At 47.0% G+C, this 20,066-nt stretch carries 24 protein-coding genes; 9 read left to right on the top strand and 15 right to left on the bottom strand.

Annotated features, from left to right (window positions below):
• Positions 1 to 288 precede the first annotated feature (288 nt).
• From RN22_RS04485 to RN22_RS04500, 4 genes are read left to right on the top strand one after another with little or no spacing between them, the layout of a single operon-like run.
• Positions 289 to 939, top strand: coding sequence for a GntR family transcriptional regulator (locus RN22_RS04485; protein ID WP_082111356.1), 651 nt, complete (start codon positions 289 to 291; stop codon positions 937 to 939).
• 41 nt (positions 940 to 980) lie between these two features.
• Positions 981 to 2,045, top strand: a complete 1,065-nt coding sequence (locus RN22_RS04490) for a Gfo/Idh/MocA family protein (RefSeq protein WP_046303272.1) — start codon at positions 981 to 983, stop codon at positions 2,043 to 2,045.
• An 11-nt stretch (positions 2,046 to 2,056) separates the two neighbouring features.
• Positions 2,057 to 2,512 carry a type II 3-dehydroquinate dehydratase gene (gene aroQ, locus RN22_RS04495; RefSeq protein WP_046303273.1) on the top strand — a complete coding sequence of 152 codons (456 nt, stop codon included), beginning with the start codon at positions 2,057 to 2,059 and terminating at the stop codon, positions 2,510 to 2,512.
• A 3-nt stretch (positions 2,513 to 2,515) separates the two neighbouring features.
• On the top strand, positions 2,516 to 4,369 hold the full coding sequence (locus RN22_RS04500; RefSeq protein WP_046303274.1) for a bifunctional sugar phosphate isomerase/epimerase/4-hydroxyphenylpyruvate dioxygenase family protein: 1,854 nt from the start codon (positions 2,516 to 2,518) through the stop codon (positions 4,367 to 4,369).
• A gap of 51 nt (positions 4,370 to 4,420) precedes the next feature.
• On the opposite strand, the gene RN22_RS04505 is transcribed toward RN22_RS04500, so the two are convergent.
• Positions 4,421 to 4,651: a hexameric tyrosine-coordinated heme protein gene (locus RN22_RS04505; RefSeq protein WP_046303275.1), complete on the bottom strand. Its 231-nt coding sequence runs from the start codon at positions 4,649 to 4,651 to the stop codon at positions 4,421 to 4,423.
• A gap of 128 nt (positions 4,652 to 4,779) precedes the next feature.
• On the opposite strand from RN22_RS04505, the gene RN22_RS04510 reads away from it, so the two are divergent.
• Complete coding sequence (locus RN22_RS04510; RefSeq protein WP_039850553.1) at positions 4,780 to 5,193, top strand: MarR family winged helix-turn-helix transcriptional regulator; 414 nt, start codon at positions 4,780 to 4,782, stop codon at positions 5,191 to 5,193.
• Positions 5,194 to 5,235: 42 nt separating this feature from the next.
• Here RN22_RS04510 and RN22_RS04515 read toward each other — a convergent pair whose 3' ends face one another.
• The 5 genes from RN22_RS04515 to RN22_RS04535 form a co-directional block, all read right to left on the bottom strand.
• Positions 5,236 to 6,246 (bottom strand): GTP-binding protein, encoded by a 1,011-nt coding sequence (locus RN22_RS04515; protein WP_046303276.1) that lies wholly within the window; start codon positions 6,244 to 6,246, stop codon positions 5,236 to 5,238.
• Positions 6,236 to 6,796 carry a carbonate dehydratase gene (locus RN22_RS04520; RefSeq protein WP_046303277.1) on the bottom strand — a complete coding sequence of 187 codons (561 nt, stop codon included), beginning with the start codon at positions 6,794 to 6,796 and terminating at the stop codon, positions 6,236 to 6,238. Before RN22_RS04520 ends, RN22_RS04515 begins: the two co-directional genes overlap by 11 nt.
• Before the next feature lie 81 nt (positions 6,797 to 6,877).
• Positions 6,878 to 7,330: a Fur family transcriptional regulator gene (locus RN22_RS04525; protein ID WP_046303278.1), complete on the bottom strand. Its 453-nt coding sequence runs from the start codon at positions 7,328 to 7,330 to the stop codon at positions 6,878 to 6,880.
• 215 nt (positions 7,331 to 7,545) lie between these two features.
• A complete protein-coding gene (locus RN22_RS04530) occupies positions 7,546 to 7,899 on the bottom strand; it encodes a tRNA-binding protein (protein ID WP_046303279.1) in 354 nt (117 codons plus the stop codon).
• A gap of 79 nt (positions 7,900 to 7,978) precedes the next feature.
• Positions 7,979 to 8,356, bottom strand: coding sequence for a VOC family protein (locus RN22_RS04535; RefSeq protein ID WP_046303280.1), 378 nt, complete (start codon positions 8,354 to 8,356; stop codon positions 7,979 to 7,981).
• A 155-nt stretch (positions 8,357 to 8,511) separates the two neighbouring features.
• Here RN22_RS04535 and RN22_RS04540 point away from each other — a divergent pair, with 155 nt between their 5' ends.
• The gene (locus RN22_RS04540; protein ID WP_046303281.1) at positions 8,512 to 8,871 is read left to right on the top strand and encodes a hypothetical protein; all 360 of its coding nucleotides are present in this window, start codon (positions 8,512 to 8,514) and stop codon (positions 8,869 to 8,871) included.
• 400 nt (positions 8,872 to 9,271) lie between these two features.
• Here the strand turns inward: RN22_RS04540 and RN22_RS04545 are convergent, their stop codons facing one another.
• Entirely contained in the window at positions 9,272 to 9,946 is a 675-nt protein-coding gene (locus RN22_RS04545) for an imm11 family protein (protein WP_046303282.1), read from the bottom strand.
• A 345-nt stretch (positions 9,947 to 10,291) separates the two neighbouring features.
• Between RN22_RS04545 and RN22_RS04550 the strand changes: the two genes are divergently transcribed.
• The gene (locus RN22_RS04550) at positions 10,292 to 10,738 is read left to right on the top strand and encodes a hypothetical protein (RefSeq protein ID WP_046303283.1); all 447 of its coding nucleotides are present in this window, start codon (positions 10,292 to 10,294) and stop codon (positions 10,736 to 10,738) included.
• A gap of 1,218 nt (positions 10,739 to 11,956) precedes the next feature.
• On the opposite strand, the gene RN22_RS04565 is transcribed toward RN22_RS04550, so the two are convergent.
• Positions 11,957 to 12,460 (bottom strand): hypothetical protein, encoded by a 504-nt coding sequence (locus RN22_RS04565; RefSeq protein ID WP_046303285.1) that lies wholly within the window; start codon positions 12,458 to 12,460, stop codon positions 11,957 to 11,959.
• 172 nt (positions 12,461 to 12,632) lie between these two features.
• On the opposite strand from RN22_RS04565, the gene RN22_RS04570 reads away from it, so the two are divergent.
• Complete coding sequence (locus RN22_RS04570; RefSeq protein ID WP_046303286.1) at positions 12,633 to 12,815, top strand: hypothetical protein; 183 nt, start codon at positions 12,633 to 12,635, stop codon at positions 12,813 to 12,815.
• Positions 12,816 to 12,996: 181 nt separating this feature from the next.
• The gene (gene modF, locus RN22_RS04575; RefSeq protein ID WP_046303287.1) at positions 12,997 to 14,448 is read left to right on the top strand and encodes a molybdate ABC transporter ATP-binding protein ModF; all 1,452 of its coding nucleotides are present in this window, start codon (positions 12,997 to 12,999) and stop codon (positions 14,446 to 14,448) included.
• A 63-nt stretch (positions 14,449 to 14,511) separates the two neighbouring features.
• Here modF and RN22_RS04580 read toward each other — a convergent pair whose 3' ends face one another.
• From RN22_RS04580 to RN22_RS04610, 7 genes are all read right to left on the bottom strand, one after another.
• Positions 14,512 to 14,850, bottom strand: a complete 339-nt coding sequence (locus RN22_RS04580) for a hypothetical protein (RefSeq protein WP_046303288.1) — start codon at positions 14,848 to 14,850, stop codon at positions 14,512 to 14,514.
• A gap of 119 nt (positions 14,851 to 14,969) precedes the next feature.
• Positions 14,970 to 15,980 carry an aldo/keto reductase gene (locus RN22_RS04585; protein ID WP_046303289.1) on the bottom strand — a complete coding sequence of 337 codons (1,011 nt, stop codon included), beginning with the start codon at positions 15,978 to 15,980 and terminating at the stop codon, positions 14,970 to 14,972.
• 48 nt (positions 15,981 to 16,028) lie between these two features.
• The gene (locus RN22_RS04590) at positions 16,029 to 16,973 is read right to left on the bottom strand and encodes a Gfo/Idh/MocA family oxidoreductase (protein WP_002542361.1); all 945 of its coding nucleotides are present in this window, start codon (positions 16,971 to 16,973) and stop codon (positions 16,029 to 16,031) included.
• Positions 16,974 to 16,976: 3 nt separating this feature from the next.
• The gene (locus RN22_RS04595; protein ID WP_046303290.1) at positions 16,977 to 17,855 is read right to left on the bottom strand and encodes a class III extradiol dioxygenase subunit beta; all 879 of its coding nucleotides are present in this window, start codon (positions 17,853 to 17,855) and stop codon (positions 16,977 to 16,979) included.
• On the bottom strand, positions 17,848 to 18,285 hold the full coding sequence (gene ligA, locus RN22_RS04600) for a protocatechuate 4,5-dioxygenase subunit alpha (protein ID WP_039850619.1): 438 nt from the start codon (positions 18,283 to 18,285) through the stop codon (positions 17,848 to 17,850). The genes RN22_RS04595 and ligA overlap by 8 nt, the downstream gene beginning before the upstream one ends.
• 13 nt (positions 18,286 to 18,298) lie before the next feature.
• Positions 18,299 to 19,348 (bottom strand): amidohydrolase family protein, encoded by a 1,050-nt coding sequence (locus RN22_RS04605; RefSeq protein ID WP_046303291.1) that lies wholly within the window; start codon positions 19,346 to 19,348, stop codon positions 18,299 to 18,301.
• Positions 19,345 to 20,055, bottom strand: a complete 711-nt coding sequence (locus tag RN22_RS04610; protein WP_046303292.1) for a 4-carboxy-4-hydroxy-2-oxoadipate aldolase/oxaloacetate decarboxylase — start codon at positions 20,053 to 20,055, stop codon at positions 19,345 to 19,347. Before RN22_RS04610 ends, RN22_RS04605 begins: the two co-directional genes overlap by 4 nt.
• Between the last annotated feature and the right edge of the window lie 11 nt (positions 20,056 to 20,066).

The following is a 20,066-nucleotide window of genomic DNA, read 5'->3' on the forward strand; positions in this document are numbered from 1 at the left end:
TCTGAATGCGAGCATCTTCATGTTGTTTGGGTATAAGACGAAGCCTCATGGCATTCGCCCTTATTGACCTGTTACTAGCCTAGACGAAGTGATTGTGGATTTGTTACCCGATTGTGTCTCATTTGTTAAAACGTCACCTATTTTTCAAATTAGGGGATATTTTTAGATTTATAGCCCATTCACAAAAACGAGACAGATGCGAAGAAATTTAGGGAGTAAAACTGAAAAGGCATCGTGATGAAGTCGATGCAGATTTCTTAAGACTCAGTTTCTTTGAGGCACGGATAAATGACGCTGTACGAAACACTTCGCACGGATTTGTTGAAAGGTGAGTTTGAGCCGGGAAGCCGACTCAGAATGGAATCGCTGAAAGAACGCTATGGCAGTGGTGTGAATCTTTTGCGCGAAAGCCTGACAAGACTCTCCTCTGAAGGCTTGGTGATTGCAGAAGGCCAGAAAGGTTTTCATGTCGCAAGCTTTTCAATCCAGAAGATGGAAGAACTCACCCGACTTCGCATTCTTCTTGAAACAGATGGCGCCCGCGCGTCCTTTGAAAACGGCGATATGGAATGGGAAAGCAACCTGGTTGCTGCCCACCATAAACTCGAACACGTCGAGAGCAAAATGCGCGAAAACATCGATGAGTATTTCATGATGTGGCACCGATGCGATTACGAATTTCATGCAGCTTTGATTGGCGCATGCCAGTCAGAATTACACATGCACTATCACAGACAGGTCTACGATCAATTTAGGCAGTTTGTCGTCATGGAACTTCGCACAGAAGGATTTCGTGGCAAATACGTGGTTGATGAACACCAAAGCGTGTTGGAGGCGGCATTGAATCGCGACCTCGATGCCTGTGTGAAAGCATTGGAAACCCATCTAGGTGGTTTCCTTACCCGAATGAAAGAAACAAGTGCCCAAAACCGACAGTAAAGCCTGTCGCATCATAATCATAACAAGGAAGTAAGCAGTAAATGGAGAAGCCAAGAATCGCCGTCGTCGGAGCAGGATTGATCGGCAAAAACCACATTCGACTCGTCTCGGAGAGCAAAGCGTGTGACTTAGCCGCCATTGTTGATCCGTTTGAAGCGAGCATCGACCTCGCCAACGAATATGGCGTGCCCCACTTTGAAACTCTCGTGGAATTGCTGGATTCAGGTTTGGCGGATGGCGTAATTCTCGCCACCCCTAATAACCTGCATGTCCCGCAAGCCAAGCTCTGTATTGAATATCGCATGCCGGCACTGATTGAGAAGCCAGTGTCTCACACCGTTGAAGAAGCCAACTCATTACTCGACATCGCCACCAAAGAACCCGGTATCTGGGATACTTTGCTGGTTGGTCACCACCGCATGCATAGCCCAATCATCAAGCGTACCCGTGAAATCATTGAAACGGGTGCTATTGGTCAGGTGGTAGCAGCTCATGGTAGCGCCATGTTCTACAAACCCGATGATTACTTTGTCGCTGCGCCATGGCGAACCAAAGAAGGTGGCGGCCCTATTCTGATAAACCTTATTCATGACATCGGCAACTTACGTTACCTATGTGGCGAAATCGTTGCTGTGCAATCCATGGCGTCTAATCGCCGCCGTCAGTTCGAAGTCGAAGACACTGTTTCGATCAATCTCAGCTTTGCCAACGGTGCACTCGGTACTTTCCTGCTTTCAGACACCGCTGGCTCTGGTAAGAGTTGGGAACAAACCTCGCAGGAAAACAAAGCCTACGCAAGCTATCCCGATGAGGATTGTTACCACATCGCAGGCACCAATGGTTCGATTTCAGTGCCAACCATGCGTCTCAAATACTACAAGAATGAAGAAGATCGCTCATGGTGGAAACCGTTCGAATGTGAAGATGTGTCGCTTCACCGCAAAGACCCATTGGTTGAGCAGCTCAACCACTTCTGCCGCGTGATCCGTAAAGAAGAAAAGCCATTAGTCACAGTACGAGACGGCCTGCAAAACCTTCGCGTGACTGAAGCCGTTGTTGAAGCGGTGAAAACCGGTCGCACCGTATACATTGACGACATCGCATAGGAGGGCGTGACATGAAATCTATTCTCGTGATGAACGGCCCAAACCTGAACATGTTGGGTCAGCGCGAGCCTGGGCTCTACGGACACAGCACCTTGGCAGATGTCGAACAGCTTTGCCGAGATACCGGCGAAAAGCACGGTGTCGTCGTCGAGTGCTTCCAAAGTAACCATGAAGGTGAACTGATTGAAGCACTGCACAATGCAGGCCGCGCAGTGAAAGCAGGAAAAATGATCGGCGTTGTGTTCAACGCCGGCGCTTACACGCATACCTCTATCGCCCTTTATGACGCGATTAAAGCGGCTGAAGTCCCTGTGATTGAGCTTCATATTTCCAATGTGCATGCTCGTGAATCGTTTCGCCATCACTCCTACCTTTCACCTGTTGCAGTCGGTGTGATTGTCGGGTTTGGAATTGAAGGCTACGCCCTGGCTATCGACGGGCTGGTCGCAAAGCTGGGGAGCAAATAACGCATGATTTACTCCATCGCAACGGTTTGCCTTTCAGGCACCCTGAGACAAAAAATCGAAGCCATCGCCAAAGCAGGTTTTCGTGGGATTGAAATCTTCGAGAATGATCTGATCACTCACAACGGTTCGGTTCACGAAATCCGAAGCATGTTAGACGATCACGGTCTTGAGGTTGTTACCTATCAACCCTTCCGCGATTTCGAAGGCCTTCCTTCCCCTTACCGGGAAAAAGCGTTTGATCGCGCGGAAAGAAAGTTTGACCTGATGGAAGAACTGGGCACCGATTTGTTGATGGTCTGCAGCAGTGTATCGCCCCAAGCTTTGGGCGGTATCCAACGGGCAGCAGATGATTTCCATGAGCTTGGCGAGCGCGCAGCCAAACGCAATATGCGGGTTGCCTATGAAGCCTTGGGATGGGGTAAATATGTTTATGATTATCGCGACTCATGGGAAATTGTGCGTCGCGCTAATCACAAAAATGTCGGGCTGTGTCTCGACACTTTCCACATTTTTTCTCGCCAGACCGAGCTGGATACCATGCTCAACATTCCCGGCGACAGAATTTTCCTCGTACAGGTTGCGGATGCCCCTAGCCTTTCGATGGATCATCTCAGTTGGAGCCGACACTATCGCTGCTTCCCTGGACAGGGCGACCTTCCTATTGGTCAGTTTGTGTCTAACCTTCACGCGACGGGTTACGACGGGCCTTTCTCTCTTGAGATTTTCAACGATCAATTCCGTGCGGGCTCGACGGAAAAAACCGCCCGAGACGGCTACCGTTCACTGGTTTACGCCAACCGCGCGGCAGAAAAGTCCGCTGATACAGAAGCGCTTGAAATTCCAAGCGTCAACCCGCCCAGCGAAGTACAGTTTATTGAATTCGCCGTCAGCGACAATGAAAAGCTCGCCCTGACCAAGCTGCTGTCTCAGCTTGGCTTTTGTCACGCCGCTACCCACAAACGTAAAGATGTGGAATTGTGGAAACAGGGGAATATTCATCTGGTGATGAATATGGAGCCAGATAGCTTCGCCCAAAATTTCCACCAGCAGCATGGCGTCTCCGTTTGTGCTGTGGGTTTAACCTGTACCAACGTGGGCGATATGGTGGAGAGAGCCAAGAAGCTTGAGTTCTCGCCGGTTTACGGAAACCCAGAAAACGACACGCATGGCATTCCTGCCATCTATGGCCCGGGTCAAAGCCTCCTTTACATGGTGGATGACGCCGACCAGCCTCCGCATTGGGAGCGCGAGTTCAAATGGCATGAAGACGCCACTCAACACGCTTTCCTTAACAAAGTTGACCACGTAGCCACCACCATGAGCTATGAAGAAATGCTTCACTCGGTGCTGCTCTATCGTGCAATGTTCAGTATGAAAACCATGCCGACCGTCAGCGTTTCAGACCCTGGTGGCTTGGTGAAAAGTCAGGCCCTACAAACGCCAGATAAAGGGGTAAGTTTCACGCTTAACAGTACCCAAGCTTCGCGCACCGTATCTAGCCGAATTCTTGATCAATACGCGGGTACCGGCGTCAACCATATCGCTCTTTCAACCAAGGATATTTTTGCCACCGCCGAATTTATGGCAAAACAGCAGACTGAGACGATGCCCGTCACCGCCAATTATTATGATGACTTGGCCGCCCGGTTTACCCTTTCTGATGAAGTGATTGAAAAGCTCAAACGCTATAACATTCTTTACGATGAGGACGAGAATGGCAGCTTCTACCAACTCTACACTTCGATGTTTGCAGGCAGGTTCTGTTTCGAAATCGTTCAGAGAAATGGGTATCAGGGATTTGGCGCTGCAAACAGTCAGATGAGATTGACCATGCAGGCAAGGGAATTGAGCAGCTGACCTAACCACTCAAAGCCATCACCATGATGGCTTTGAGTCCTTAACATACAGTCAAGCCTTCCAATAATTATTCGCCGCCGCAACCGTCTGAAAATTCACGGCAATAACGTGGGAAACCGCGATCAAACTGTCTGCACTTTCCGCATATTCGGGACGTAGCTTCTCTCTCGCTTCCGCTGAAGGCTGTGTATATTTCACGCCCATTCGGGACATTTTAATGGCAAGTTGATAGCCAGCTTCTGGGCTGTCTGTGATTAACGTCGGTAACCATGCATCACTCATATTACTCTCCTTATTCTTAATTGCTCGCATACATACTGTTCGCACACAAACTATATGTCAACGAAATGATGTGACAATCAAGGCAAGTCGTAGATAATGAGACAAGTTACAAGTTATTGGAGATCACCTTGGCCGTTGCAGATATCGATAAACAGCTTTGTTTCGCCCTTTATTCAGCGTCTAACCGCGTGACGTCTTTGTATAGACAATTGCTGGACCCATTGGGACTGACCTATACACAGTTTGTGGTGATGATGGTGCTTTGGAAAGAAGACAAGCTATCTATCACTGAGTTGGCTTCAAGAGCAGAACTCAGCAAAGCAACGATGACGCCGCTGTTAAAACGATTGGAACAAAAAGGACTTATCCAACGTGCCGCCCTCCCAGACAATGACAGGCAGAAGTCTGTCGTATTAACCCAAGAAGGCATTGAGCTGTCCCGAAACAGCGCAGACATTACCGACAAAATATTCTGTATGACCGGACTCAGCGCTGAAGAAGCGAACACCATGATCTCGCTTTGTAAAAAGCTAGGCCGCTAACACGCCGTGAAAAAAGCCGTCTTTCGACGGCTTCGCATTACCTCAAGAATTCAAACACCCCATGAGTTTATCTTCGAAACTAACGTCCACGACTTGTGCAATAAGCTCAATCCGGCTTTCGAAACAATCATCCAGCTCCATTTCCAGCATGCTCGAATCGGAAAGGTTGTAACCAAACACTCCATCATCAGTGATGAATACGGCTTTCATTCGCTCGACATCAAGGTCATGCAGAAGCAAAGAAAGTTTCTTTCTATCAAAGACCTTGTCTGGTGAAAATCGCCAGCCTACGCTTTCAAAACCTTCACCCTCATTCTTTGCCATCAACACCCCGCTTTCTGGCATAGGTGCTTCTGAGGCAAGAGGTTTACTGCCGTGGTGATGATGATGGTGGTGATCATGCGCATGTGGCTGCGTCATGAAGGTCTCACCTTCAAATTCCTTGAAGTCGATTTGTCCGTGACGTGTAAACAGCACGTTCACATCTGGATGAGCATGCTTTTTCACATACGCTTCCAGTAAGGCTTTGTCCCCTTCTGCATAGAGATCAAGCTTGTTGCCCACCACAGTGTCAGCAATCGCAATCTGCTGATTAAAAGTATCGTGATGGGTGTAGCGCGCCTCTGACAGTTTTCTCGCATCAACCAAAGTCAGTGTTTTCTGAAGCGAGAGGACATCTCGATAGTGTTCAGAGGACAAGACTTCCAAGACTTCTTTGGGATGTCCAAGACCGGTCGGTTCAATCAGCAGTCGATCAGGTTTGGCTTCGATCAGTAATTGATTTAGCGCGATTTGCATAGGAAGTCCCGCTGCGCAGCACATGCAGCCACCTGGAACTTCCTGAATGAACACTTTCTCTCTTTCGCTATGCTGCCCTTGAAAAAGGCTGCCATCTACACCGATCTCACCAAACTCATTGACCAATACGGCCCAACGCTCGTTCTCCGGCTTGTTCTTCATCAGATGCAAGATGGCGGTGGTTTTACCTACGCCGAGGAAGCCGGTAATGATGTTGGTTGGCACACTCAGAATCGCCGAATTATCAGAGCTCATTGGCGATCCTCCTGTAACCCTGTACCAAGGTGTGGTTTGCGGAAACCACAGACTCAGAAAACGCTGAATACTCCGGTGGTACTTTAGAGATACTGTTTAGATCGAAGCCCACACCGATGTTGGTCATTGGCGGTACATGGAAGCTCTCAGGGAGATCCATTCCGTCTACAACACAGTTATGGCGGATGACACAGTGCTTACCCACAACAGCATTAAACACCACAGAGTTAAAACCAATGAAAACGTCATCACACACTTCGCATGGGCCGTGGATGATTGAGCGATGCGCAATCGATGTGCGCTCTCCAATGGTTACCGCAGCGCCTGCTTTAGAGTGAATCACCACACCATCCTGAATATTGGTGTCACATTTAATCAGGATGGGTTCCATTTCACCCGCATCGTTCACCTCATCCGCACGAATCACGGCATAAGGACCAATAAATACGTTATCTTCGATGATGACTTTGCCGCAGATAATTGCGGTGGGATCGACGAACGCATTCTCCGATACGATTGGCATGTCGCCGTTTGGATTTTTTCTTAACATATCAGCGCTCAATTCTTCCTTTAAATCTCTATGTCAAAGAGTGTTACTGTTCAAAACGGCTTTCAACTCGGTTGGAGTCGCTTACTTTTCACATTCATCGCATAAGCAGGTGATTTCAAGCTGGGGACTGACAACGGTAAAGCCCTCTTTTCGGGCACCTAGTTGCAAGCTGGAAGCGAGTTTGGGGTCGATGGCCTGTTCTATGATCTTGTCGCACTTCGCGCAGATGAGGAACTGAGGGACGCCATGCTCGTGATCGCAAGAGATGTGAGAGCAAGCAATGAACTTGTTCGATACTTTTAGCTTATGAGCGAAATGTTCGCCTTCCAGAAAGTCGAGACTGCGATATACCGACATAGGCTGAACGCTCTGCCCAAATTCCGTTTTGCAATAATCAACCAGCTCGTAAGCGGAGAGGGATTTTTCAGAATGAACGAGCGCTTTTAGAACCAATTTGCGTTTGGCGGTGAGTTGCCTCCCCTTCGCTTTGCATTTCTGCGCGACTTTTTCTATCAGTGCGTCTAAGTCAGTCATGGTGAGCCTTTAGCGATTTCTCCGCTCGAAATATAAACACAATTGTTATGTTATAACATACCAACAATGAGACAACCAAGTTATCTATAGACTTGTGATTACCATGGAGAGGCTGTTTCAGCAGAGAGTGATGAAGCGTTGAATCAGACGACCTAAACAAAAAAAGCCATCTCAATGATGGCTTTTTCATTCTTGATGGCGTTCGTGTTATTGGTTTAACCCGCTCTTGCACCATTCGGCGTTTCGGTTTCTGGGCAGGCCAAGCAAGGCTGCAGCTTATCTTCATAACCAATATCGAAAAGCATGCCCTGAGACACCTCACCAGCCATTTTTCTCTCCGGCAGGTTTACGACAAACAAGGCCTGTTTACCTTCAATCTCCTTAGGATTTTCACGCTCTTGCTTAATCCCCGCCAAAATTGAACGTGTGTGGTCGCCGAAATCAACGGTCAGCTTCATCAGTTTGTCGGATTTAGCAACTTCACTGACTTCGATGATTGGTCCAACTCGGATGTCCACTTTTGCAAAGTCATAGAATGTAATTTCGTCTTTAATCGGCGCAGGTTTCATACAGATATCCTTAACAGTGTTTAGGGGCTGTTAAATCCCTATGACTAGGAAATCTCAAAAGTGGTGCCTGAGAATTTCCTTAATCAATTTTCCAAGGCGGATTCAGACGATTCTCTCCTGCCCAATACAGTTTGATTTCGTTGCCTGATGGATCTCTTAGCGCCGCTTCTTTCCAGAGATACGGCTTCATCGTAGGCTCTTGGTCGAATTCAATGCCCTCAACTTTCAGTCGCTCGAACAGCTCATCCAGCGCTTCATGTTCAAAGTAAACCACGCCACGACTTATCACCCCTTTCTTTCCAGGATCGAGGAAGATAGAGAAGCTTGCGTTACCTTCTGGAAAGGAAAAACGTGCGTAGTGATCGTCACTAACAATCTGAATAAGCCCGAGCTTTTTATAGAATGCGACCGCAGACTCCATGTCATGTACCGCTAATGTCACTTGGTTTAAGTTCATGTTTTCCTGCTTTTTATTAAACTTTCTTTAGTAGATAGCTCAGACTAAATCCTTTCTTGGCGTCATTGACCAAAAAGCCGACTTTCAGGACGAAAACTGCGAACGACATCCGCCGCCTTGATGAATACGACAAGCATTCCTTAAATCGGCGGTCGATGACTTTATTGAAAACAGACGGCCAGAAAACACAGATACTCAACGACTACGCCGCCGAGCACCTGTATCTCTTCAAGCTAATCAGCGATTGGCAAGATGTGGCATTTAAGCCGAAGGATGACTTTACGGCACTGGTGAAAGCTCGCATCGCGGAGCACAAGGAAAAGGCTGAGAGTATTGCGGCGAAAGTACAGACGAGGATGCCAGCAAGCCAAGTCCAAACCATCACAAAGAAGCAACTCGATAACGGCATGATAAGCATCGCCAAGTGCGACTATGGCTACCTGATGGAAAGGGATGCGAAATTGTCTGCGTTGGAAGCGGCTGGCGTGGATAGCTGGGCAGGTTATTTTGTATGAGCGCCTCGAAGGAGGCACTGTAAACTGGAAATGGACAGGAATCAGTTAGGACTATTGCTCTAAAGCGTTCACTTCGGATAACCTCAGGTTGGGGAAAACGAAGTAAATGGCTTTGATGTTTGTTGGAGAACGTTGACTGTCCTTGCCTCTGAGTTAAAGAAACTATTGAGGTAGAGTAGTTGTCCACATTCATGCCTATTTCTTTTACGAGTAACAATTTCGCTATGAGATAGCGTATCATATGGACGATTCTTTTTATTAAAAATAATATTATTGTGATAGTAATCACTGCCATATGAAATAATATCCACTTCAAACCATCACTATATTATTCTGAAATACAATAAAGAATTACTAGATTATTAAATGCATAGGGTGATTTTTATTTTTCCTATTTTTCCTATTTTTCTACAAAGGTTTGTATGGTTATCATATTGACATTAGAGAGATTCTTTTCTTTTATAATCCCGTAAAGTTCATCTGAAACTATTTTTATAATTCCCATTCTCATCTCATGCCAAGCAGCCTTTCCTACTACTCTGTCGGCATAAATATTTATACTTCCCTCATAAGAAAAAGTAAGACGAGAGTCTGGTGTAATTTCCAATCCTGACACAGGCTTAATTCCGCCCGAGTCAAGTCTTATTGAATCAATAACATTCAATATCCTCCAAAAATATGCATCTCCCAGCTTTTTTGAATCTGCATTGAAAATTTCAACAGGAATAAACTGATGACCACCTGATGGCTCAATATTTTCTATGCAACTTTTTAATTTTTCAGTTATTAGCGCTAAACCACACTGCCATCCTTGATAGTCATAAATCATTTTATTTGAAGGGGTAATTAATTTCTCAGGGAGTAGAGCTATCTGTTCTTCATTTAGAGGCACCGATAAAAAATCAAACCTCGCGAACATCTCTCTTGCACCAGATTTCCGAGCAGCTCTTTTGGCTAGCCTCTCTTGTTCTTCTAGAATTAATGAAAGTGTGTGGAGTTTATTTTCACATTCTTCGCTCAGACAATAAGTTTCGATTAACGGGAGATTAAAATCTCTCTTCAATTCTTTGGCCATTAATGTAATTCCTTCTATTTTCTCTTGGTTGGCATTGCGCCCATACCTTCAAGTACAGACGGTTCAACCTATTTTGCCATTAACATTGCTGAAAGCACCGACTCAACAAAGAGATACGAAGCATCAAATCAAATGGGAATTCTGCCATGCCCAGCATTGAATAATGTTCTCGCCAACGTCAACCCTTTCTTTTCTTGGTGTTTTAGATTAGTTTTTGTATGGAAAGATGTGGATTTTTGGAGTTGTTAAAAAACACTGGCCAAACAACTTTGGGGCATGAAACATTCGGTATGTCCCCAGTGATGCTAAAGTTTCATTAGCAACTGAACAAATTGTAGGGTTGTGATGTCATTGAGAGATACTTTAAAAAACGTAGCCATATTTAGCATCGTAGCTGGTTTTCTTTTTCAACCAGCAACCGCTATGTCGCCAGATGTTCACATGTTTTGCCAAGGGCAAACAGATAAGCTGAAAATGCTGGCTCAATACACACCAGAGCAACTTCGGAAGCTGCGAAGGCACTTTGCAAATGCCACCTCATTTGAGGCGCTTAGTATCCTAACCGACTATCCCATTGATTTAATGATTGCTGGCGCAATGGGACATCAAGACATTACGAAATTTGAAGCTGAACAAGCCGTTCGTAACCTCATTAAAGAGATAGAAATTCCAGTGATTAATGATGCTATTGAAGTTTCCGGAGTCAGCAATGAAAAGGTTTGGGATCAGGCGTATAAAAACTGCGTATCCACTAATGTGGAAGACTTCCAGAAGTATCTGTCTAGCCAGTGACCAAAACACCTACAGCGACACACTGAATGTGACCAGAGGGGATCACGTCACTTACTTTAACGTTTTTGGGATTACTTAATATAAGTCAAATTTGTGTCTGCGAATTGAGTTGCCTCAACTGTCGAAACTCACTTTGGGGCACAAGCAACTTACGCTACCGCCCTTCGCTTCTCGGCACGCAACACGCCATCACTGTCTAAAAATTTTGGCGGGAATGTACCACAAAGTGCATAAAGCGAGACTTGATTTTGATCGCATGAAGTGTCGAGTGTGGAGATTTTGTTCTAATAAATCAGATGGTTGAAAAATGAGAGGGTTGAGGGGATAAGGTTCAGATTTATCTAAAGCCTCTAACGTTGATTAATGACCTCTTACTGCGAAAGTAACACCACAGATTATGAAAAGAAAAACAAGCCACAAGATAAGAGGCATGGGATTTCCATTTTTCGCCTCGGACGCTAGATATGCATTGAATTCCTTTTTACTCTGCCTGCGACCATATTTTGTTGAATGGTTGTGCTGACCCAGAGGGGTAGTTCCTGACTCAACATACTGCTTTGCTGCTTTTAGTGTAGGAACCGGGCCAAAGTCATGCGAACCGTTAGCATCTAATATAAGCCAACCTGAGCCCTGCTTTACTATGAACCGGCCATCTTCCACAGAGTACTGACCCGCCTGGATTCGACTAACTCTCATCAACACTAACTCCCCAATGAACTGATAACAGAAATGTACTACGAAATTTATGAAGCAAGATTTGATTTTGATCGTATCAGGAGTCGAGTGAGGAGATTTTGTTCAAAGAAATGAGTTGGTTGCATGGTGAGAGGGCTAAGGGCAATATAGTGCTGCTCTTTTTTCAAGGACCCCAGTAGTCGAAGTAATACGTCGTCCCCTTTTTAACGTTAACGGCAATCCTAGAACCACATTCAATGGTTACGTCCCCAGGCATTATTTCTGCCTTTTGATAAGGTCCGTGGGGCCATTCCTTCCCGTTGACGACTAGAGGACCACACATGCCTCCGTTGTCATCTTGTATCACAAGATATGTCTTTCCATCAGGCGATGGTATGTACCGACCTCTCAGCTCATAAGTGGCATCTGGGTTCTTTCTTAGGTGACTATCAACCATTACCCCGAGGACAACTGCCACGAGGAAAAGGGATATGAATAGTAGGTACTTTAAAAACGTTTTCAAATGCTGCCCTACCCGCTAAGTTACTTCCTTAACTCCAGCTTTATAATGTCATTGTCAATGTAGGATATACGTACATATTTACCCTCTCTGATGGGTCCACCGTGTGATGCGGTGTTATTAAAAGCAGGTGTAACTATAGAGTCTGAATAGCTGAACCTTATGCCATTTACACTGAACGTCTCTCTTTGGCGTCCGGTATAAGGCATAGAATTAAAATCTTCGACATATCCCTCTACGACAAAGTAACTGCCCCTGTCGTAGCTGCTGATTAGAGATAGCGTTTTCGAACCTAAGCTAAATGCCGAACTGCCTGTACAAAGCACTGAAAAGATTAAGAGCACCGACGCAGAAATGGCAATACTTTTTGTTGTGGCCGGTTTACCTAGAACCAGTATATTCCAGCTTACTAACTTCTCTCTAAACCGAATGATCAGAAGAAATAAAGCGATGAATGCCAATCCTGGGAGGACAAAAAAAAGCGCTAAAAAGCCCTCATACTTAACGTTAAAAGCAACTTCATACATATGACTTCAATACCGTATTATCAAAGAAAACAAAGGCGTTTCCTGCCAATTTGAGATAGCTTAAGCGATTAGGGAATGAGCTTCCAACTTCGAATCATTTCTCATTTAACAACACAATCTTCCAGCGCCAACAACTGCTAGAATATAAGCGCTTTCCTTTTCAGAGATAACCATGACAACCACAACACCTAAGAGCCGCACTGACTGGCTCATCTTCTTCCGCCGTGCAAAGAACGTAGATACATTGGATTTGATGCTGGATGGCGCATTGAAGAAGCTCAATACACCTGCCGAACAGGCTGATGCGATACTTGGTCATGAAGCCAGATTGAATGAGCTGGAGGGCCCAGGTTGATAAGTTGAGAACCCACCCACTAAACAGGTTGAAAAGTTGAATAAGAAATTCAGCCAGTGCCCCATTTAGAGGAAACACGAAGAACTAATTTATTAAGTTCAAAACATTAAATACTTACACTGATTTATAAACTTGCTATAACTCCCCTACTTGCTGACGAAACAACCAAAAACGAAACGATATGGATATCAACTTCAAGCAGCTCATCTCAGAAAGCTCAACGTCTGCCCTTCAAATCGAGAACTGGACGATTGCCAACAATGAATCTTGGGCGGTTTTTAGCACGGAAGGTGACATTGGCTCTCTTCTGGGTGGCGTGTTGTGCGAAACCATCGAATTCGATGGGGAGCTGGCAATCGGCGATGGAAAAATTGCGCAGGTTTCGCTAGTCGAACAGCAAAAACTCTTAGAGGAAGAACGCGCCAAAGATGACACTGACTTTCTTGACCGCATAGATAACGGCACCAGCGTCTATGACCTGATTTTCGAACAATGCGAAGACGCGGCACTAACCCGTCAATTGATTGAAGATCTCGATCTCGTACACCTCAAAGAGAGTGGCTTTCGTGTGCTTTCCACTGGCGAAACCCGTCGGGTGATGTTGGCTCGTGCGTTGGCAGAAAAGCCTGACTTTGTGGTGCTGGACAACCCTTTTGCAGGCTTGGACATTGCTCACCGTCAATCACTTGCTGACTATTTAGAAAAGCTTTCTGAATCAGTTCAAATGATGGTGGTATTCGCGCGGGAAGAAGACCTTCCCGATTGGGTTGATCATGTCGCCATGTTTGAACGTGGAAAATTGGTAGAACTGATAGACAAAGCAGGATGGGACAACCACCCCATCATTCAGCAAATTGCCGCACAGTCTGAGCAACAAAGTGAAGAGATGATGACGCTTATCCGTCGTTATCAGCACGCCACACAATTCGAAAACCCGATTTTCGAATTGAGAGATGGCAAAGTTGAATACACAGAGAAAACCATTTTCACCGGCGTAAACTGGCGAATTGATAAAGGCGAGCATTGGCAAGTTAAAGGCCCTAACGGCTGCGGAAAAAGCACCATCCTAGGAATGATCTTTGGCGATCATCCGCAATGCTACAGCAACGACATTCACATCTTCGGGAAAAAGCGTGGCTCAGGCGAGACGGTGTGGGAGATTAAAAAGCATATCGGCATGGTTTCTTCTGCCCTTCACCTGCAATATCGCGTTAGCTGTTCGGCATTGGATGTCATTCTTTCCGGTTTTTATGACTCTATTGGCTTGTATTCCCAACCTAGCATTCAGGAACGCACCATAGCCCGTGAATGGCTGGATATTCTCCACATGAGCCAATATGCCAAAACGCCTTTTCGTAAGCTGGAATACGGACAGCAAAGACTGTTGCTAATTGCTCGCGCAATTGTGAAGCAACCCACTTTGTTGATTCTGGATGAACCCTATCAAGGCTTGGATTATCTGGGACGACGCTTGATGAAGAATACTTTGGAGTTGATAGCGCGGGAAAACCTGAGTCAGCTCCTCTATGTTTCGCACTATCAGGATGATGAGCTGGAAAGCATCAAAAACGCACTGACTTTTGTTTATGACGACAGCGCTCAGTGCTACCGCGCCGAATTAGAAAGAAGATAAAAAAGGCCGCGTCAACGGCCTATCTTTCAAATCAGCTTGTTTAGGTCTATCCGTTTATCCGCATTAATAGCCCATAAACTTATCAATCAGCAGTTCCAGCTTCCCTTCAAGTTCGCCTTCAAAATCGTCAAGGCTCTTGTCGAACTTCTCCAGGTACTTACCAGCCTGATCCCGGGTCAGCTTTCTTCCTGACATATTGAATTGCATTTCCGGTAAGGATTTGTCGTTTCTTGGTACCACGGCAAGAGAGATAAACCCAGAGTTCAAGGCATTCATCTCATCCAGAATGTATTGGCAGAAATCGTCGATTTTGCTCGCGCCCTCTGGCCCTAAGCAACCAGGTTCCAAACGGCAAATCACGTTCAACTTCATCTCTTCTGGCACTGTCGCTGCGCTTCCCATAGATCTCGTCCTTATTGTTATATTTAACATTTATCCTAGACCAGCAGACGCAAAAAAGCCCAGAGAGGCATGACGATTATCTCTGAGCAAAGGGATAGCTTGGGATTGATAGTTAGGTGTTAATCCCGATCTCGTTCCGAATCCATCACCTTCATCTGACCTTCGCTATAACGCTCTCCCACTACAAGGTCATCATGGATTAGCGTAGAAAGGTGCGAGACAACATCAGGTGTCATAGTGACGTTGAGGGCGCCAATATTTTCCCGCATGTATTCGATGTGTTTGGTACCTGGGATCGGGACTAACGTTTTGTTGCCCTGGCGATTGGGCTGATGAATCACCCAAGCCAGCGCGAGTTGTGCCAGTGAACAGTTCAGCTCTTTGGCAACTTCTTCCAGTGGTTTCAGCAATTCGCTGTTTTTTGCAAAGGCGTCAGCGTCAAACCTTGGCCTTGCGTTATTGGTACGAATATCGCCGTCGGTCAACAACGAGGCTTCTTGGGCTTTCCCCGTCAGGAATTGACGACCGAGCGGCGAGAATGGCACAAAAGTGGTGCCGAGTTTTTCGCAAACATCGAGCATTTTAAGTTCAGGCAATCTTGTCCAAAGCGAATATTCCGACTGCACGGCCGCAATAGGATGGATCGAATGTGCGCGTCGCAATGTATCGCTTGAAACTTCAGATAGCCCGATTTCGCGGATTTTCCCCTCTTTGACCAGTTCTGCCAACGCACCGACGCTCTCTTCTATGGGCACTTTCGGATCGAGTCGGTGCAGGTAGTACAGGTCGATAACATCGGTTTCCAATCGCTTTAGGCTGGACTCACACTGAGAGCGAATGGTTTCCGGTCTGCCATCAATGGTGGGTTTTCCGTCTTTCTTAAAAAGCGCGCATTTGCTGGCAAGAACGTACTCACTGCGGCGATGTTTCACTGCCTTGGCGATCAGTTCTTCGTTTTTACCGCCGCCATACATGGTGGCGGTGTCGAGGAAATCATAACCTGCGTCGAGCGCTTCATTGAGCAACTGGATGGAGGTCGGTTCGTCGCTTGGGCCATAGCCATGAGACATGCTCATACAACCAAGTCCAATCGGCGATACCGCCAGTGAGCCAATGTGTCGCTTTTCCATAGGTGTCATTCCTTCTGCTTTTTCTTATTCTTTGCTGGTTAGCATGATTTACTCACCCAGTGCTTTCTCGATGCGATCCAGGACCTTCATGGCAATCAATGCCTGGTTCACACTGGCGTTCGGCTCGCGGCCTTCGCGGATAGCGGCGATGAACTCACGATCCTGCAATTCGATGCCGTTCATGGATACATCCACTTTGCTGACATCAATCGGGTTCTCTTTGCCATCGACCAGGTCGTCATAACGGGCAATGTAAGTGCCGTTGTCACAGATATAACGGAAGAAGGTTCCCAACGGACCATCATTGTTGAACGACAGCGACAGAGTACAAAGCGCGCCAGACGTGGTTTTCATGCCGATGCTCATGTCCATGGCGATACCGAGTTCTGGGTGTTTTGGTCCTTGCATGGCCATCACATCCACAATCTCTTCGCCGGTTTGATAAGCAAACAGGTCAACCGTGTGGCAAGCGTGGTGCCAAAGCAGATGATCCGTCCAGCTGCGCGGCTGACCCAAAGCATTCAGGTTTTTACGACGGAAGAAATAGGTCTGCACATCCATTTGTTGAATGTTCAGTTCACCCGCGCGGAACTTCTTGTTCAGATATTGATGGCTTGGGTTAAAGCGGCGCGTATGACCCGCCATGGCAACCAATCCGGTTTCTTTCTGAACATCACACACGGCTTGGGCATCAGCCAGAGAATCCGCCATCGGGATTTCTACCATGACGTGCTTGCCCGCTTTCATTACTTCGATGGCTTGTCTGGCGTGAATAGGTGTCGGCGACGTAATAATTGCCGCTTCAACGCCCGGTTGAGCCAGCGCTTCCTGTAAGTCCAATGTCCAGTGCGCGATCCCATATTTTTCGGCCGTTGCCTTGGTGCTTTCCTCTACACCACCGGCAATCGACACTACCTCCACATCGTCAATGTTCTTTAGCGCATCCAAGTGCTTATGACCGAAAGCACCTTCACCCACCATAATGATTTTCATTGTCTATTCCTTAAAAGTTCTTTTACCTTCCGTGACCCTGTCACTCGCATTCTCTAAAATCGTCAAACCATAATGCGAGTTTGACACTGGGGCATGGGTGAAACGGTAAACTTCATCCACCTTGTCATCGAGCGCGCCACGCATTACCAGCCACATAATTGCTTCAATGCCTTCTGAGCCTGTTTCACGCAGATATTCTGTGTGGGAAACTTTCTTCGCTGCTTCCGGTTCATTCACCATCAGATCTAGCCAGTTACAGTCGTATTCGACGTTGATCAGACCTGCACGTTCGCCTTGCAATTGGTGAGATAATCCACCGGTGCCGAAAATGGCGACTTTGGTCTCTGCCGGGAAACTTTCCACGGCTTTGCGGATCGCTTTACCGAGGTTGTAACAACGGTTTCCTGTTGGCTGAGGATACTGAACCACGTTGACCGCCAGCGGAATCACCTGACAAGGCCAGGCTTTTGGTCGCCCGTAAACCACGGAAAGTGGAACAGTGAGGCCGTGATCGACATCCATTTCGTTCACAATGGTCATGTCGAACTCATCCAAAATCAGGGATTCGGCAATGTGCCAAGCCAGTTCGCTGTTACCTTCACACACCGGTACCTGACGCGGGCCATAGCCTTCATCCGCAGGGTTAAACTGTGGAGCAACACCGATGGAGAAAGTCGCAATAGATTCCAGCGAAAACGCCGACGCATGGTCGTTGTAAACAATCAGGCAAACGTCTGGCTTCACCTCTTCCATCCAATCACGCACTGGCTGAATGCCGTTCACGAAACGCTGCCAGTATTCGCCTACCATGGTGCCGTTATCCATGGCTGCACCTATCGATGGGATATGCGAAGTCCCTATACCGCCAACAATCTTACCCATCGTACTGCTCCTTGTTCTCAGGCTTGGCGTAATACTCGGCCCATTCCGCTTTGCTGCGGTTGCCTTCGATCGAACGACCACCATTCAGCATCATCTGCTTGAAGTCTTCGAAGGTCATGCCATTGCCCGACATCGCTGCTCCGGCATGTTGCATGGTCATGCCATCAAAGATCGCGATTTTAAAGGTGTAATAGATATTGCCGCCAAGACGCAGCATGCCTAGCCAATCGCGCTTCAACACGGCTTCACGCTGCTCAGCAGTCATAGGAAACTTGTCGATATACGCTTCTTCGCTCTCGCGGAATTGGTCTCGGTTCTCAGCTTTGTTCAGCGACATGCAAAACATGTTGAGGTGATACCCGGCTCTCGACTTCTCACCGTCAAAGACATAGGTTCCGGGAATATCGTCGTAATCTCTGTGTTCACGCATTTCCATTTCCCCCTCAGATCAATCCTACTTCTTTCAATCTGTTATCCAGACGGGCAAACACATCTCGGGTGTTGCCGTTGAAGACTTTGGCTTTGTCTTCATCATTAAGCTTAGAACCATCGATGTAACGTTTGGTATCGTCGAAGTAATGCCCTGTCATTGGGTCAATACCACGCACCGCGCCAATCATTTCTGAGGCAAACAGGATGTTTTCGATTGGCACCACTTCCAACAGCAAATCGATACCTTCCTGATGGTAAACACAGGTATCAAAGTAGATGTTGTTTTCGATGATTTCTGTCAGCGAAGGCAGATTCATCATGTCACACAGACCGCGGAAGCGACCCCAGTGGTAAGGCACTGCACCACCGCCATGTGGAATGATGAACTTCAGGTCAGGGAAGTCTTTAAACAGGGTTTTCGACATCATCAGTTGCTGGAACGCTGTGGTGTCTGCACCCAGATAGTGTGACCCAGTGGTATGGAAACAACGGTGACAACAGCCACTCACGTGGATCATCGCCGGTACTTCCAACTCACACATTTTTTCGTAGATTGGATAGTAGAACTTGTCATCGAGTGGAGGTGCAGTCCAGTAACCGCCTGATGGGTCCGGGCTCAGGTTGCAACCCACAAAACCGAACTCTTTGACCGTTCGCTCAAGCTCTGCAGCACTCGCTGTCATATCCGCATTCGGTGACTGAGGCAATTGTGCGGCACCGATGAAGTTCTGCGGATAAAGCTCAGTAATACGGTAGATAAGCTCGTTACAGTGTTCAGTCCAATATTTACTGGTGGTTTGGTTACCAATGTGGTGCCCCATCCAGCTTGCACGCGGCGAGAAAATGGTGACATCCGTACCGCGCTCGTTTTGCAGTTTCAGCTGTGCGCCTTCAAGGCTGTCACGGATTTGGTCATCCGAAATGTTTACGATGCCTTTTACGTGATCAAACAGAGGATCAATTGCGAGCTCTTTTTTCTGCTGTTCACGGTATTCGCCCAATTCAGCCGGTGCTGTGGTGTAGTGACCGTGACAGTCGATGATTAAAGGTGCCTTGCTCATTCTAAATCCTCCAGCTTATCCACGTAGCGAAATCCTGATTGCTCCAACTTTGGACGCATGTTGTACATGTCGAGCCCAAGAATGCCTTGCGCCAACATACCGCGTTTTGTTTCTTCGTTTTCCATGCGTGCCTGAGCAGACTCCAATACGGTTTCTGCGGTTTTACGCGGTACGACACACACACCGTCGTCGTCAGCCACAATCACGTCACCAGGATAAATTGACTGATCGCCACAAATCACCGGAACGTTCACGGAACCCAAGGTAGCTTTCACCGTGCCTTTGATGGAAACCGCTTTTGACCACACTGGGAAGTTCATTTCCGTCAGGTCTTTGGTATCACGCACACCTGCATCAATGATCAGTCCTTGCACACCTCTCGCTTGTGCCGAGGTCGCCAGCAAGTCACCGAAATAACCATCAGTACATGGCGATGTGGTCGCAATCACCAGTACATCACCTGGCTGACAAAGCTCGATAGCGACGTGCACCATCCAGTTATCACCCGGTTGCGCCAGCACAGTGACTGCGCTACCCGCAATTTGTGCGCCTTTGTAAATCGGACGCAGTTCATGGTTTAGGTTGCCTGTACGTTGTTGCGCTTCGTGTACCGTTGCACTGCCACAACCGGCCAGCCCTTCAATCACATTGGCATCGGCGCGTTCTATGTGTTTAACCGCCACACCTTGAATCGTTCTCATAGACATACTTCTGTCCT

Origin of the sequence: Grimontia sp. AD028 (assembly GCF_000973155.1) — a bacterium.
Taxonomy (GTDB): Bacteria; Pseudomonadota; Gammaproteobacteria; order Enterobacterales; family Vibrionaceae; genus Enterovibrio; species Enterovibrio indicus.

What these genes read in the sequence shown, in the direction of transcription:
- RN22_RS04565 (WP_046303285.1), bottom strand. Translation starts at nt 12,460, where the DNA reads ATGTATGAAGTTGCTTTTAACGTTAAGTATGAGGGCTTTTTAGCGCTT.
- RN22_RS04535 (WP_046303280.1), bottom strand. Translation starts at nt 8,356, where the DNA reads ATGAACTTAAACCAAGTGACATTAGCGGTACATGACATGGAGTCTGCG.
- RN22_RS04570 (WP_046303286.1), top strand. Translation starts at nt 12,633, where the DNA reads ATGACAACCACAACACCTAAGAGCCGCACTGACTGGCTCATCTTCTTC.
- RN22_RS04610 (WP_046303292.1), bottom strand. Translation starts at nt 20,055, where the DNA reads ATGTCTATGAGAACGATTCAAGGTGTGGCGGTTAAACACATAGAACGC.
- RN22_RS04485 (WP_082111356.1), top strand. Translation starts at nt 289, where the DNA reads ATGACGCTGTACGAAACACTTCGCACGGATTTGTTGAAAGGTGAGTTT.
- RN22_RS04540 (WP_046303281.1), top strand. Translation starts at nt 8,512, where the DNA reads ATGACTTTATTGAAAACAGACGGCCAGAAAACACAGATACTCAACGAC.
- RN22_RS04545 (WP_046303282.1), bottom strand. Translation starts at nt 9,946, where the DNA reads ATGGCCAAAGAATTGAAGAGAGATTTTAATCTCCCGTTAATCGAAACT.
- RN22_RS04590 (WP_002542361.1), bottom strand. Translation starts at nt 16,973, where the DNA reads ATGAAAATCATTATGGTGGGTGAAGGTGCTTTCGGTCATAAGCACTTG.
- RN22_RS04605 (WP_046303291.1), bottom strand. Translation starts at nt 19,348, where the DNA reads ATGAGCAAGGCACCTTTAATCATCGACTGTCACGGTCACTACACCACA.
- RN22_RS04580 (WP_046303288.1), bottom strand. Translation starts at nt 14,850, where the DNA reads ATGGGAAGCGCAGCGACAGTGCCAGAAGAGATGAAGTTGAACGTGATT.
- RN22_RS04530 (WP_046303279.1), bottom strand. Translation starts at nt 7,899, where the DNA reads ATGAAACCTGCGCCGATTAAAGACGAAATTACATTCTATGACTTTGCA.
- ligA (WP_039850619.1), bottom strand. Translation starts at nt 18,285, where the DNA reads ATGCGTGAACACAGAGATTACGACGATATTCCCGGAACCTATGTCTTT.
- RN22_RS04490 (WP_046303272.1), top strand. Translation starts at nt 981, where the DNA reads ATGGAGAAGCCAAGAATCGCCGTCGTCGGAGCAGGATTGATCGGCAAA.
- RN22_RS04520 (WP_046303277.1), bottom strand. Translation starts at nt 6,796, where the DNA reads ATGTTAAGAAAAAATCCAAACGGCGACATGCCAATCGTATCGGAGAAT.
- aroQ (WP_046303273.1), top strand. Translation starts at nt 2,057, where the DNA reads ATGAAATCTATTCTCGTGATGAACGGCCCAAACCTGAACATGTTGGGT.
- RN22_RS04595 (WP_046303290.1), bottom strand. Translation starts at nt 17,855, where the DNA reads ATGGGTAAGATTGTTGGCGGTATAGGGACTTCGCATATCCCATCGATA.
- RN22_RS04525 (WP_046303278.1), bottom strand. Translation starts at nt 7,330, where the DNA reads ATGACTGACTTAGACGCACTGATAGAAAAAGTCGCGCAGAAATGCAAA.
- RN22_RS04585 (WP_046303289.1), bottom strand. Translation starts at nt 15,980, where the DNA reads ATGGAAAAGCGACACATTGGCTCACTGGCGGTATCGCCGATTGGACTT.
- RN22_RS04515 (WP_046303276.1), bottom strand. Translation starts at nt 6,246, where the DNA reads ATGAGCTCTGATAATTCGGCGATTCTGAGTGTGCCAACCAACATCATT.
- RN22_RS04550 (WP_046303283.1), top strand. Translation starts at nt 10,292, where the DNA reads ATGTCATTGAGAGATACTTTAAAAAACGTAGCCATATTTAGCATCGTA.
- RN22_RS04500 (WP_046303274.1), top strand. Translation starts at nt 2,516, where the DNA reads ATGATTTACTCCATCGCAACGGTTTGCCTTTCAGGCACCCTGAGACAA.
- modF (WP_046303287.1), top strand. Translation starts at nt 12,997, where the DNA reads ATGGATATCAACTTCAAGCAGCTCATCTCAGAAAGCTCAACGTCTGCC.
- RN22_RS04505 (WP_046303275.1), bottom strand. Translation starts at nt 4,651, where the DNA reads ATGAGTGATGCATGGTTACCGACGTTAATCACAGACAGCCCAGAAGCT.